Source organism: Pseudarthrobacter sp. lyk4-40-TYG-27 (assembly GCF_030209295.1).
In the GTDB taxonomy this organism is placed as follows: domain Bacteria; phylum Actinomycetota; class Actinomycetes; order Actinomycetales; family Micrococcaceae; genus Arthrobacter.
On the sequence record NZ_JARVSH010000004.1, the window covers coordinates 245,595 to 257,668 of the forward strand.

14 protein-coding genes are annotated in these 12,074 nt (G+C 65.9%); 5 read left to right on the plus strand and 9 right to left on the minus strand.

The window, feature by feature from the left end:
• The first annotated feature begins 32 nt into the window (after window positions 1–32).
• A complete protein-coding gene (locus QRM96_RS08790; protein ID WP_285319264.1) occupies window positions 33–1,211 on the plus strand; it encodes an MFS transporter in 1,179 nt (392 codons plus the stop codon).
• A 36-nt stretch (window positions 1,212–1,247) separates the two neighbouring features.
• Complete coding sequence (locus QRM96_RS08795) at window positions 1,248–2,153, plus strand: phosphatase PAP2 family protein (protein ID WP_043423647.1); 906 nt, start codon at window positions 1,248–1,250, stop codon at window positions 2,151–2,153.
• A 17-nt stretch (window positions 2,154–2,170) separates the two neighbouring features.
• Here QRM96_RS08795 and QRM96_RS08800 read toward each other — a convergent pair whose 3' ends face one another.
• From QRM96_RS08800 to QRM96_RS08835, 8 genes are all read right to left on the minus strand, one after another.
• Window positions 2,171–2,512 (minus strand): hypothetical protein, encoded by a 342-nt coding sequence (locus QRM96_RS08800; protein ID WP_285319266.1) that lies wholly within the window; start codon window positions 2,510–2,512, stop codon window positions 2,171–2,173.
• 277 nt (window positions 2,513–2,789) lie between these two features.
• A complete protein-coding gene (locus QRM96_RS08805) occupies window positions 2,790–3,164 on the minus strand; it encodes a VOC family protein (protein WP_285319267.1) in 375 nt (124 codons plus the stop codon).
• Window positions 3,165–3,358: 194 nt separating this feature from the next.
• A complete protein-coding gene (locus QRM96_RS08810) occupies window positions 3,359–3,856 on the minus strand; it encodes a hypothetical protein (protein WP_285319268.1) in 498 nt (165 codons plus the stop codon).
• Window positions 3,857–4,486, minus strand: a complete 630-nt coding sequence (locus QRM96_RS08815; RefSeq protein ID WP_285319269.1) for a signal peptidase I — start codon at window positions 4,484–4,486, stop codon at window positions 3,857–3,859.
• Complete coding sequence (locus QRM96_RS08820) at window positions 4,476–5,084, minus strand: hypothetical protein (protein WP_285319271.1); 609 nt, start codon at window positions 5,082–5,084, stop codon at window positions 4,476–4,478. The genes QRM96_RS08815 and QRM96_RS08820 overlap by 11 nt, the downstream gene beginning before the upstream one ends.
• Before the next feature lie 72 nt (window positions 5,085–5,156).
• Window positions 5,157–5,705: an alternate-type signal peptide domain-containing protein gene (locus tag QRM96_RS08825; RefSeq protein ID WP_285319272.1), complete on the minus strand. Its 549-nt coding sequence runs from the start codon at window positions 5,703–5,705 to the stop codon at window positions 5,157–5,159.
• Between the two features lie 189 nt (window positions 5,706–5,894).
• On the minus strand, window positions 5,895–6,563 hold the full coding sequence (locus tag QRM96_RS08830; protein ID WP_285319274.1) for a response regulator: 669 nt from the start codon (window positions 6,561–6,563) through the stop codon (window positions 5,895–5,897).
• Window positions 6,556–8,196 carry an ATP-binding protein gene (locus QRM96_RS08835; RefSeq protein WP_285319275.1) on the minus strand — a complete coding sequence of 547 codons (1,641 nt, stop codon included), beginning with the start codon at window positions 8,194–8,196 and terminating at the stop codon, window positions 6,556–6,558. The genes QRM96_RS08830 and QRM96_RS08835 overlap by 8 nt, the downstream gene beginning before the upstream one ends.
• A gap of 186 nt (window positions 8,197–8,382) precedes the next feature.
• Between QRM96_RS08835 and QRM96_RS08840 the strand changes: the two genes are divergently transcribed.
• The 3 genes from QRM96_RS08840 to QRM96_RS08850 all read left to right on the plus strand — a co-directional run bounded on the left by QRM96_RS08840 (window position 8,383) and on the right by QRM96_RS08850 (window position 11,316).
• The gene (locus QRM96_RS08840) at window positions 8,383–9,237 is read left to right on the plus strand and encodes an ABC transporter ATP-binding protein (RefSeq protein WP_285248512.1); all 855 of its coding nucleotides are present in this window, start codon (window positions 8,383–8,385) and stop codon (window positions 9,235–9,237) included.
• Window positions 9,234–10,118 carry an ABC transporter permease gene (locus QRM96_RS08845; protein WP_285319276.1) on the plus strand — a complete coding sequence of 295 codons (885 nt, stop codon included), beginning with the start codon at window positions 9,234–9,236 and terminating at the stop codon, window positions 10,116–10,118. Before QRM96_RS08840 ends, QRM96_RS08845 begins: the two co-directional genes overlap by 4 nt.
• Window positions 10,119–10,206: 88 nt before the next feature.
• Window positions 10,207–11,316 carry an ABC transporter substrate-binding protein gene (locus tag QRM96_RS08850; protein ID WP_285319277.1) on the plus strand — a complete coding sequence of 370 codons (1,110 nt, stop codon included), beginning with the start codon at window positions 10,207–10,209 and terminating at the stop codon, window positions 11,314–11,316.
• A 91-nt stretch (window positions 11,317–11,407) separates the two neighbouring features.
• Here QRM96_RS08850 and QRM96_RS08855 read toward each other — a convergent pair whose 3' ends face one another.
• Window positions 11,408–12,061 (minus strand): TetR/AcrR family transcriptional regulator, encoded by a 654-nt coding sequence (locus QRM96_RS08855; protein WP_109044274.1) that lies wholly within the window; start codon window positions 12,059–12,061, stop codon window positions 11,408–11,410.
• Window positions 12,062–12,074: the final 13 nt, after the last annotated feature.

Genomic DNA, 12,074 nt, shown 5'->3' on the forward strand with positions numbered 1-12,074 from the left:
CACAAGTTTGTGAAGGTACTAAAGTCCCAATCATGAGCACTGAAGGCCAGGCCGTCCGCTCGTCCTCGGCGCCACTGTACGCAGCGGGATTCGTCACAGCCTTCGGCGCCCACAGCATCGCGGCCGGGCTGGGCTCGCAAAGCGGAAATATTGGCTTGACGCTGCTGAACCTCGGAATCCTCCTGGCCTTGTATGACGTTGCCGAGGTGTTCCTCAAACCCGTCTTCGGTGCGCTCAGCGACCGAATCGGAACCAAACCTGTCGTCGTGGGCGGCCTGCTGGCCTTCGCCGTGCTGTCGCTGATCGGACTTGGCGCGGCCGATCCCCTGGTCCTTGCCCTGGCCCGGCTGGGACAGGGCGCTGCGGCGTCGGCCTTTTCGCCGGCGTCGTCCGCGATGGTGGCCCGGATGGCACGCGGCGGCAAGGCCGGCACCTACTTTGGCCGGTATGGCTCCTGGAAGAGCCTGGGCTACATCATCGGGCCGCCGCTGGGTGCGGGGCTGATCCTGGCGGGCGGTTTCCCGCTGTTGTTCGGCGCCCTCTCCGTCCTGGCCGCGCTCACGGCCTTGTGGGTGCTGGTGTCCGTCGCGAACCTGGAGCCGCTCCCCCGGAAGCGGTACACGGTGATGGACCTGGCCCGGCAGGTGGGCGAGCGTCAGTTCCTGGTTCCCACGCTGGTCCTGGCCGCGTCCACCGGCGCGCTGGGTGCCGCCGTCGGTTTCCTACCGGCGCTGGCCGCCCGCCATGGCATGGACGCCTTCGCCGGCACGGCCGCGGTCAGCGTGGTGGCGCTGGGCTCGGTGCTGACCCAGCCGTGGATCGGCAGGCTGCGTGACCGGAACGCCGTCACTGACAACAGGGGCACCACCGTTGGCCTGCTGCTGATTGCCGCGGGCGTCGCCCTCGTTGCGGCTGCCCCGGGCGTGGTGACCGTTTTCGTGGCCGCGGCGTGCATCGGGACCGGGATCGGCGCCGCCACGCCGCTGGGCTTCGCGCACCTGGCGGACACCACGCCGCCGGAACGGATGGGCCGGACCATGGGCTCGGCCGAACTCGGCCGCGAACTGGGTGACGCCGGCGGCCCGCTCCTGGTGGGCAGCATCGCGACGGCCACGGCGCTGCCGTTCGGCCTGGGCGTCCTCGCAGTGCTGGTGGCGGCAGCAAGCATTCCCCGGCTCGACCCCGTTAAGCCGGATGCCACCGGCCCCTGAGCAGCCATCCAGCTTTTTGTGTCACCCTTAAGCGCGATGACTTCTTCACAGCAACTACCCACCAGGACACCCTCCCGGCCCGCTCCGGGCTCGGCGTTCCTGTTCGTGCTGTCCACTGTGGCCTGCATTGCCGGGCTGGTTGCCACGTACTACTTCTTCGTCCAGACTGCAACGGGCCAGTTCATCGATGAGTCCGCGTTGGTGGAAGCCGTGGACATCCACGGACCGGCAGGCAAGGCCGCAACCCAGTTCCTGGACTGGCTGCCCACCATCTCCCTGGTGATGGCCGCCGTCGTGGTCCTGTTCGTCACGGTGATCCGGCGGCACTGGGCGGAAGCGGGAATCGCGGTGGCGGCGTGCATCGGCGCCAACGTGGCCACACAGGTACTCAAGGACCTGCTGCCTGCCCGTCCGGACAAAGGCGTGCTGACCCTTGAGCTCAACTCCCTGCCGTCCGGGCACACCACGCTGGCGGCCTCCGCCGCGGCCGCCGTATTCCTGATGGCATCCCCGCGCTGGCGCCCCATGGCCGGTTTCATTGGTGGTTCGTTTGCCATTGCCTCCGGCGCCTCCACCGTGATCAACCAGTGGCACCGGCCCGCGGACGTGGTGGCCGCCTTCCTGCTGGTGGGTGCCTTCATGATCCCTGCGGGCTGGCTGATCCTGCGCCGCGGTTCCTGGAACGAGTGGGACGGGTTCGGCCGGCACCTTGGCTCGGCCCGGATCTGGCTGACGCTTCCGGTGCTGATCGGGTTGGCCTCGGCCGGGGTGGCCGTCTATTCGCTGATCCGGATTGCGCCCAGCCCGTGGCAGGAAACCAGCACCACGAACTACTTCTGGGCCGGGATCTCGCTTATTGTGATCGCGGGGTACCTGGCTACGGTGGCAACGACGTCCTTGTTCGCGTTCGCGGCACGGCGACGGGACGCGACCGGCCCGTAAAGGGCCACCGGCGGGCGTCAGTAACCCTCGCCGGGGTCTGCCGAATCCCGGCCGATGCTCTCATCCATGGCGGCCGCCAACTCAACGTCGTCAAGGTAGCGGGCGGCGGGCTTTCCCGTCTCCTTGGCCAGCAAATCCATGGTGGCCAGGTGCTGGCGTGCCAGTTCGATGGCGAGCTGCTCGACGATGCGGGGCCCGTTCCGCACCACCAGATCGCTAAGGTACGCCTGGAGGCGGCCGGCCGGCTTTCCAGGAGTCCGGGCCTCCGCGGCGACGAGCCTGGTCAGGGCTGCGGCAGCGACGGCAGGTTTGTCGCCGAAGAGTTCCACGTTCGTCCCTCCATAGCCGCGGGCTGTCATGGGCGTCGCCCGGATAGGTAGCTACAATTTAGCGCCTTCCCTGGCACGCCGGTAAAGGGTCCTAGTACCTGAACGGGACACGCCGGCACCGCAGTCGGCAGGCGGCAGCCCATTTTATGTCGGCGCCTGGAGGTCCGGCCAGCAGCCGGAAACTCTTGACCGAACCTTGCGGAATTTACTCCGGGTAACTTGAGCGCCGCCGTCGATAGTTGCTAGTGCCTGGTGGCGTCTTGAAGTGGGCGCCCCCAGGCACTCCAGTATCCGGGGCCGGCCAGGCTCAGGGTTCGAGCCGCCTGCGAAGGAGGCAGAACTCGTTGCCCTCCGGGTCCTGCAGGACGTGCCAGTGCTCGCGGCCGGTCTGCCCGACGTCGGCCGGCCGCGCTCCCAGTGCCAGCAAACGTTCCAGTTCGGCATCCTGGTCCCGGTCCACCGGGTTGATGTCGATGTGCAGCGGGAGCCGTCCCACACGCGGGTTGCTGCTGGGGCTGAAGATGATGGTGGGCTGAAGGCCGCCGAACCCGGCGACCGGCCCGATTTCGATCGAGCCCTCCTCACGGTCCAGCTCGACGTAGCCAAGGACTCCACACCAAAACCGCGCAAGCAGTTCGGGGTCGGCGCAATTCAGGACGAGTTCACTGATTCGGGATGACATGAGCGCAGTCTACCGACGCGCCAACCCATTTTCGCGGCGCATTTTCCCCTGCGCGCCCGGCATATCGGGGGCGGGCGCCTCCGGGTCGCCAACGAATGTGGGTGTCACCAGGCCAGCTCGGCGGGAGGAGGTGCCACTGCGTGGGGGGTTGCAGCGGCACCTTCTTCCGCCGAGCTGGCGGATAAGCCAGGTGCCTAGAACGTGGTGGACAGGCAGGTGACTTTGTTGCTGTTGTTTCCTTGCTCAAGCGAGACTGTGGCCGAGGCCGTGGTCTGTGACTGGTCCGCGTACGTCGCTGTCACACGGATGGTCAACGGAGTGGTGGTCCTGTTGGCCACGACGATCTGCGACGCGATGGTCAGGGTGACCGTGCTGGTGGTTCCCAGGCTCACCGATTCGGTGTAGGCCGGCCCGTAGGTGCCGTTCGACTGGAGGGCGGCGTAGCTGAGTGCCGTTGGCGTCGTCGAGCCCACCGCTGACAGGACGGCGGTCTGCCGGGGGTTGTCATTGGTGCACGTGAATCCCGAGAACTTGTTGGCAGGCCAGGTGCCGGACGCCGTGACGGCCATGCTCGCCGTCGCGCTTTGCTGCCAGAGGGCCGAGGCCGAGCCGCCGCCGACGCCCAGCAGCACAGTGAATACGAATGCCCCCACCGCGAGCGTGGCGCCTGGAATGCTCTTCAGCCGCCGCATTTAGGCCGCCTCGGCAGCGGAGTCATCCTGCTTGCGGGCCTTGCGCACGGATTTGTAGACCGTGATGGAGCCGTAGCCGATCAGTGCCACGGCCGCGACGACCGTCCACATTTCCCGGTCCGAATTGCCCAGGAAGTTGGCCACGAAACCGACGTACGGGACGGCGTAGAACAGCTTGCCTTTGACCTGGATGGCCCGGATGGGCTCCGGATCGTTGGCCCCGTTGTTGTCGCCCTTGGTGATGAGCGTCTTCTCGCCGGACTGGGTGGAACCAAATCCGACAATCCGGTGCGTTTCCACGTCGGGGCGGCCCGAGTACAGCTGGAAGGTGATAACGTCTCCGTACTTGAGTTCGTCGAACGGCACCGGTTTCATCACCATGAAGGTGCCGGGCGGGTAGTGCTGCGCCATGGACTTGGTCAGCACGGTGTAGGTCTGCGATCCGGTCGCCACCGGCACCACGATGAGGACAAGGGCGGCGAACAGGGCCACCAGCATCGCCGCCATGGTCAAAATGCGTCCGACGGCGGCCCAGGCGCCTTTGCGGCCGCGTGCCGGCTTCGGCCCGGCTGCCGGAGTTTCGGGGTCGGTGTCTCCGCCGAGCAGGCGTTCGGTCAGGTCAGCAGCCACTGGGCACCCCGCAGAGTTGACGTGCGGTGAGTGGAAGGGAGATGGTCACTGCTTGTCCTTTCACTGTTGACGGGGCGGAGGAGGCGAGGCTGACCTGGAAGCAGAAGATGGTGGACCCGCCTTTGCCCACCGTGGGCGAGACGAGGCCGCCGGTGCCGATCTGTGCGTAGCCGGTACTGGAGCTGCATTCCGTGGCGGAAACGGCAATCTTCGCGCTCACGATGATGTAGGAGGCCAGCGTGCCGCCGCCGGTGTTGGCCACTGTTGGCTGGCCCACCGTGGTGGCGGTGTTGAACTGGCCGCCGGCGTTGGTGTTGTTGGTGACCACCACTCCCCCGGAGACCGGGCTCCCGGGCCCAAGCGTGCCTGCTGGAGACAACACCAGGTTCGCCGCGGCCCCGTTGGCCAGGGTCATGTTCGTGGTGGTGCCGGAGTTGACCGCGGTCAGCGCCACGTCGAACGAGGCCGCGGACACGGTTCCGGGAGCGGCCACCGCGGAAGCGTTCCAGAGAGCAAAGGTTCCCTGCACGGTGAACAGGCCCAGGACCACGGCAGCGGCGATCAATGCCGCTGCCTTCAGTGAGCGCGTGATGCGCATGTGGTTTTCCTCCTGGTCCTGTTTCCTGGTGCTGCCGGCCGGGTGGCCCTGGGGCCACCCGGCCACGTCAGGCTAGGAGAGGCCGGACTGGGTGACCTGGGTCAGCTGGAAGGCCACGTTGTTGAAGTTGTAGCTCTTGGTGGTGTCCGCGCGGCCGGTGGTGCTGGACAGGAATTCGAAGGTGATGGTGGCGGTGACCGTCTGGTCCGCGCCCGTTTGCGTTGGCTTGAGCGGGTTGGCGACGGCCGTGCCGCCCACCGTGAGCACAGGAGCGCTCACCGAGACGTTGGCCGGCGTGAAGCCGTTGGTGGCGCTGATGCCGGTGGTGGTGACGTTGGCGGCCATCTTGTTGCCCGTCAGGGTCACGGTCAGGTCCTGGGTGAACGTGAGCTTGTCGCCCGGGACAACCTTGTAAGCGGAGATGTCGGGAATGACCGTGTCGTTGCGGTCCTTCCAGACACCGTTGACGCTCTTGACCACGTTCAGGTCACCGGCAACGATCGTGCCGGGAGCGGCGGTTGCTTCTGCGTTCCAGTTGGCCAGGGTTCCTCCGCCGCCCAGCAGCAGTGCGGCGCCAACGGCGATAGCGGCAGTTCCCTTGACCAGAGTGCTGTTCTTCATGATGTCCCCTCAGACTTTGTGGTGTTCGTTTTGTCTAGCTGGGACTTACTTTGCAGTGCCAAGCTCAGGAAGCGAGGGGGTAAAGAGTCAACAAATGCTCAAGGTATTTGAAATTTCAACTGCTGCTTGACCTGCGGTTATATCAACAGCCGCGAGTATGCAGCGGCGGCCGGCCGGTCAGGGCGGCAGTCAGGAAACCGTGTAGGAATTCATCGGCCTGCCTGTACTGCCGTACGCCAGGTCCAGGACCAGGAGGCCCTTCCGTTCCAGGGTGCTCAGGTAGCGCTGGGCGGTTGGCCTGCTGACGCCAAGCTGCTCGGCAATTTCCGCGGCGTTGACGGGCCCGCGGGCGGCCCGGACGGCGTCGAACACTTTCTGCATGGTGGGCTGGAGGCGCGGGGCCGGAGCCGACGCCTTGATCCCTGCCAACCGTGCCTTGTAGAGGTTGTCGATGGTTGCCTGGTTTGCTGTCGAAACGGCTTCCAGCTCCTCGCGCCACTTCCTGTAGGCCTCCAGCTGCGTGCGGAGGCGGTCGAATCCGAAGGGCTTGACCAGGTAGTAGATGGCGCCGCTGGTCATCGCGGATTTGACGGTGGCCAGGTCCTGCGCGGCGGTGATCACGATGCTGTCGATCTGGGTTCCGGCTGCTTGCAGGGACCGAAGGAGGGAGAGTCCGTCCTCGTCCGGCAGGTGGATGTCCAGCAGGAGGAGGTCCGGGTTCAGACGGACTATGGCATCCCGTGCGGCTGCGGCACTGTAGACCTGGCCGACGCACTCGAATCCGTCCACCCGCTCCACCCTGGCCGCATGGATGCCCGCAACCCGGAAATCGTCATCCACGACGAGCGTCTTAATCAAAGCCTGCACTCCTGTCTTCAACCGCTGCCTGCGTCTTTGCCGGCAGCCACACCTCAAAGTTACCGCCGGGACCTGGAAACACATCCAGTGTTCCCCCTGCCCTGCGCACGATCCTGCTCACCAGGGCCAGCCCGATGCCTCGACGCATGCCAGGCCGCGGATCCTTGGTTGAGTATCCGTCCACCATGACCTGGTCAAGCTTGTCGGCAGGGATGCCGGGCCCGTTGTCCCGGACGGCGATGAAGACGCCGTCCGCGTCGTCGAACTGGACCGTCACGCGGCGGGGCCTCGGCGTATTCGCCAGCGCGTCCACGGCGTTGTCGAGGAGGTTGCCAACGATGGTTACCAGCTCGGTGGGATCGGCCTCCGGATGTTCCAGCCTGGAGTCGGCGGTCACCTCCATCTGCACGTCTTGTTCGGCGGCGACAGCCACCTTGGCCAGCAGCAAGGCAGCCAGCTCCGGCGGGGAAATGCTGGCGCGCAGCCTTTCCCCCAGGGACCTGGACATGGTTGATACCTGCGAGACGTACTTCTTGGCCTGGTCCAGGTCCCCCATTTCCAGCAGGCCGTCAACAATGTGGAGCCGGTTCGCGTACTCATGTTCCAAGGCCCGCATGGCCTCCATCAAACCTTGGATCGAGTGAAGGTCACGCACCAGGCCTTCGATTTCGGTGCGGTCCCGAAGGGTTACCACGGACCCAATACTGCGGCCGGCGGTAGCCACCGGCATCCTGTTGACAACCAGCAGGGCATCCTCGGTGAGCGCCACCTGGTCGGCACCGGGGAGCCGGCCGGCCAGCAGGTCCCGCAGGCGGCCATGCGGCAGCAGCTCGGCAATGGGTTTCCCCAGGGCCTCCCCTTCCAGGTGGAGCAGCCGCCGGGCCTCCTCGTTGATCACCGTCACCTTGCCGTCGTCGTCCAGGCCGACGACGGCCTCCCGGATTCCGTGGAGCAAGGCCTCACGTTCCTGCAGGAGGGAGGCGATCTCGGCTGGCTCCAGGTCGAACGTGACCCGCTTGATGCGCCGCGAGAGGAGCAGAGAGCCCACGATGCCCAAGGCCAGGACCAGGGCAGAGAAGCCCGTGATCAGCCAGATGTTCTGCATCTGGTTGCTCAGGACCTGGGTGTCCTCGATCCCCACCGAGACCTGGCCCACCACCGAGCCGTCTGCGCCGAAAATGGGGGCCTTGGCGTTCGCGGATCGGCCCAGGCTTCCGGGGTCGAAACCGACATGGGTTTGGCCGTCCAGGACCGCCACCGGTTCTTCCAGCCGGTGGCCGATCAACGCTGGATCCGGGTGCGAGAACCGTATCCCCTCCCGGTCGGTGACGACGACGTAATCGGTCCCGGCGGCTGCCATGACCTGGCGGGCAATCCCGTTGATGAGGTGGCCGGGGTCCCCGAAGGCCACTGCGGAGCGGATCTCCGACATCTGCGCCGTGGTGGTCGCAATCCCGAGGGCGCGCAGCTGGTACTGCTGGTCCAGCGTCTGGTTGCTGATCATCGAGAAGAGGAAACCGCCCAAGGCCACGGTGAAGATCAGCAGCGACAGCGAGGCCAGCAGGATTTGGGCCGTCAGCGTTGTGAAAAGCCTGCCGGCCCATGGCCTGCGCGGCGCGGATTCGGTGCTCATCGACGCCTCGGAGGCACGGTTTTTGCACGGGGGCAGAAAATGCACAAAACGTGCACTTTTGCGGCTAAAGCACACATCTTACGGAAGTCTTTCTGGCCGGAATGATCACTTCCTAAGCTTCACACAGTTCCAGTGACCAACATCACGAACCAGAACTACATGGACAAGAGACAGCGAGGTCTTGCAATGGACAGCACCCCCACACCCAGGCCGCCCGGGCCTCCGCAGAAGGCCGCCGAAGGGGCACGGATCGAAGTGTCCGGCCTGACGAAGCGTTACCTGACGCCGAAAGGCGAAACCTTCACGGCCATCCGTGATGTGACGGTAACCGTCGAGGCCGGACAGTTCTGCTCGATCGTCGGACCCACGGGCTGCGGCAAGTCCACCACCCTGGCCCAGGTCTCCGGCCTGGAGCAGCCGAGTGCCGGTTCGGTAAGGGTGGGCGGCAACCTGGTGGAAGGCATCACCAACGGCGTGAGCTACATGTTCCAGGCGGACGCCCTGTTCCCCTGGAAGAGCGTCCTCAGCAACGTCATGATGGGGCCCATCCTGCTCGGCATGCCAAAGCGCCAGGCCACGGACCTTGCCCGGGATTGGCTGCGCCGGGTGGGCCTGGCCGGTTTCGAGGACCGGTACCCGCACCAGCTTTCGGGCGGTATGCGCAAGCGCGTGGCCATGGCGGCGGCATTGATCAATAATCCGCGGATCCTCCTCATGGACGAGCCGTTCGGAGCGCTGGATGTGCAGACGAAGGCCATCATGCAGAACGAACTGCTCAAGCTTTGGGAGGAACTGCGGCCCTCGGTCCTGTTCATCACCCATGACCTGGACGAGGCGGTGGCGCTCTCGGACCGGGTGGTCATCATGACCAGCAGCCCCGGGTCCGTCAAGGACGTCTTCGACATCGACCTTCCCCGGCCCCGCGGCAATGTCCAGGAAATCCGGCACGAGGAGCGCTTCCTGGAACTCCAGGGCCGCATTTGGGAATCCCTGAAGGACGAAGTCACCCGCGCCTATGCCCTGACGGCAGGTGCGGCATGACAACCGTTGCCCACCCCGAAACCCGCAAAAGCGAGACGCCAGTGGAACCAGAAACAGCAGCGAAGAGCGCCGGCCGGATCAAAGCCCGGCGCCGCACCACATCCATCTGGATCGGCCGGGTGGTCCTGGCCGTCGCGGTGGTGGGCGGCTGGCAGTGGTTCACCACGGAAGGATGGGTGGACAAATTCTTCTTCGGCCAGCCCTCCGAAATCTGGGACAGCCTGGTCAGGCTCTTCACCGAAGGGACGGCGTTCGGCACCATCTGGGAGAACCTGGGGGTCACCGCTCAGGAGGCTTTCTTTGGTTTCCTGCTGGGAACCTTCGTCGGCGTGATCCTCGGCATCCTCCTGGGATCCAACAAGTACCTGTCGGCCGTCGTCGGGCCCTACATCCGGATCGTGAATTCGATTCCGCGCATCGTGCTCGGCTCGATCTTCATCGTGGCGTTCGGCCTCGGGGTCTTCCCGAAAATCCTGCTCGCGGCCGTGCTGGTCTTCTTCGTGGTGTTCTTCAACGCTTTCCAGGGCGTCCGTGAGGTGGACCAGAACCTGGTGGCGAATGTGCGGGTGCTCGGCGCTTCGCCGTACCAGGTGGCGATGCACGTGACCATTCCCTCCGCGATGACGTGGATTATCGCCAGCCTGCACACCGCTTTCGGCTTCGCCATCATCGGAGCCCTTGTGGCCGAGGTGCTCGGCGCGCAGAAAGGCATCGGCCTGATCATCAGCCAGGCGCAGGGGACCTTCGATCCGAATACGGTCTTCGCCTGCATGGTGATCATCGCCGTCGTCACGCTCTTTGCCGAATCCCTGATCAACCTCCTCGAGCACAGGCTCCTCAAATGGCGCCCGCCGAACCGTTCCGAGGCCCAGGCCATCTGACCCCGGACCCAGCTTTCCAACCCGCACTACCCGAACCCACTCCCATGTCCCGATCGGGACAAACAAAAGGATGCGTAAAACAATGATGATGAAGCGCCCTATTCTTGCCGCTGCAGCCGCCGGAGCGGTTGCCCTCAGCCTGGCAGCCTGCGGCAGCAGTTCCACCCCTGCCTCCAGCGGCGGGTCCGCCGGCGGCAGCGCCTCCGCCGACACCAGTTCCATGCCCACCGTGAAGATGATGGTGGGCGGCATCGACAAGCAGATCTACCTCCCGTACCAACTGGCCCAGCAGCTGGGCTACTACGAGAAGTACGGGGTCAAGATGGAACTCTCCACCGAGCAGCAGGGCGGCGTCGGTGCGGAGGAGGCCATGGCGTCCGGGCAGGTGGACATGGCCGGCGCGTGGTACATCCATACCGTGGACTTCCAGGCCAAAGGCAAGAAGGTCACCAACCTCATCCAGCTCTCCGGCGCCCCCGGCGAGCGCATCATGTGCAACCCCAAGGCCAACGTCCACTCCGGAGCCGACCTCAAGGGCAAGACTGTCGGCGTCACGGATCTCGGCTCCGGTACCGACGAACTCACCCAGTTCATTGCGTCCAAGGCCGGCCTGTCCAAGAGCGACTACCAGACCATCGCCGTCGGTGCCGGCGCCACCGCCATCGCCGCCATCCAGCGCGGGTCCGCCGACTGCGTCATGACCACCCAGCCAACAGTGGGCGCCCTCGAGGCCAAGAACCTTGCGGTTCCCGCCATTGACCTGGCTACGGCGGATGGCGCCAAGGCGGCCCTCGGCAGTTCGCTGCCGTCCGCAGGCCTGCTCGCCCAGGCGGACTGGGTCAACAGCCACCAGGATGAAGCCCAGAAGGTGGTGGATGCGCTCGTGGACACCATGCACTGGATCAGCACCCACTCCGCCCAGGAGATCGCGGACAAGCTGCCGCCGGCCTTCGTCCAGAACAGCACCATCAGCAAGGACGATTACGTCAAGGCATTGGACCAGGACAAGGGCCAATTCCTCCCTGACGGCATCATGCCCGCCGGCGGGCCCAAGACAGTCTTTGACGAGGAGAAGACCATTGGCGTTGATACCTCCAAGGTCAATATGGCGGATACGTTCGACCAGAAGTATGCCCAGGCGGCGCTGAAGCTTGAGGGCTACACGGCCACCACCACCCCGGCGGGCTCCGACGGCTGATACCGTCCGGGACGCTTTAGTTGCGCTCCTCCGGAAGGCTGACATGGCTTTCCGGAGGAGCGTTTCAGTTAAGGGGCGGCTGCAGCGAGGCTCAGGATCGGTCCAGCAGCAGCCGGCACCAGGCATCGCCCAACCACCCGGCGAACCGTTCCGGATCCCAGCCGCGCTGGCCCACCAGCAGCCCCCAGTACTCCGGCCCGTTCATGCTCCATACAGCGTCGGCGAGTTCCGCGGCCGGCAGGTCGGTGCGGAGCTCCCCCGTCGTGGCGAGGTCCGCGATGAATTGGCGCATGTTGGCCGCGCGCCGGTCCGAGATCTCCCGCCAGAGCGCGCCGCAGTCCGGATCGGTGCCGGCCGCATCACGGAGCGCCTCGTACACCGGCGCCAGCCGGGGCTGGATGTGTGCCAGGGCCTGGGCGTACAGGGAGATCTTCTCGGCCGCCCGCGTCGCCTCGCGTATGCGGATCACGTAGTCCCGGCGCTCGGCCGGGACGGCCTGGCCGGTCCCCGAGATCGCCGCCTCCACCACCCCGCGCAGGAGGTCCGGCTTCCGCCCGATCGTGGCGTAGATCGTGTCGACGGCGACACCCGCCCGCCGGGCGATGGCCGCAACGGTGGCGGACCGGTACCCCTCGCCCACGAACAGGTCCCGGGCAGCGGAGAGCACCGCGTCCCGGGTTGCCGCCGCCTGTTCCCTCCGCAACGGGGAATTGTAGCGGCGTGCCTGGGCATTGACTTCACTCATCGCTGGGCCTAGC

Excerpts from the sequence above, each read along its gene's own strand:
- QRM96_RS08790 (WP_285319264.1), top strand. The coding sequence starts at position 33 with ATGAGCACTGAAGGCCAGGCCGTCCGCTCGTCCTCGGCGCCACTGTAC.
- QRM96_RS08795 (WP_043423647.1), top strand. The coding sequence starts at position 1,248 with ATGACTTCTTCACAGCAACTACCCACCAGGACACCCTCCCGGCCCGCT.
- QRM96_RS08800 (WP_285319266.1), bottom strand. The coding sequence starts at position 2,512 with ATGACAGCCCGCGGCTATGGAGGGACGAACGTGGAACTCTTCGGCGAC.
- QRM96_RS08805 (WP_285319267.1), bottom strand. The coding sequence starts at position 3,164 with ATGTCATCCCGAATCAGTGAACTCGTCCTGAATTGCGCCGACCCCGAA.
- QRM96_RS08810 (WP_285319268.1), bottom strand. The coding sequence starts at position 3,856 with ATGCGGCGGCTGAAGAGCATTCCAGGCGCCACGCTCGCGGTGGGGGCA.
- QRM96_RS08820 (WP_285319271.1), bottom strand. The coding sequence starts at position 5,084 with ATGCGCATCACGCGCTCACTGAAGGCAGCGGCATTGATCGCCGCTGCC.
- QRM96_RS08825 (WP_285319272.1), bottom strand. The coding sequence starts at position 5,705 with ATGAAGAACAGCACTCTGGTCAAGGGAACTGCCGCTATCGCCGTTGGC.
- QRM96_RS08835 (WP_285319275.1), bottom strand. The coding sequence starts at position 8,196 with ATGAGCACCGAATCCGCGCCGCGCAGGCCATGGGCCGGCAGGCTTTTC.
- QRM96_RS08840 (WP_285248512.1), top strand. The coding sequence starts at position 8,383 with ATGGACAGCACCCCCACACCCAGGCCGCCCGGGCCTCCGCAGAAGGCC.
- QRM96_RS08845 (WP_285319276.1), top strand. The coding sequence starts at position 9,234 with ATGACAACCGTTGCCCACCCCGAAACCCGCAAAAGCGAGACGCCAGTG.
- QRM96_RS08850 (WP_285319277.1), top strand. The coding sequence starts at position 10,207 with ATGAAGCGCCCTATTCTTGCCGCTGCAGCCGCCGGAGCGGTTGCCCTC.
- QRM96_RS08855 (WP_109044274.1), bottom strand. The coding sequence starts at position 12,061 with ATGAGTGAAGTCAATGCCCAGGCACGCCGCTACAATTCCCCGTTGCGG.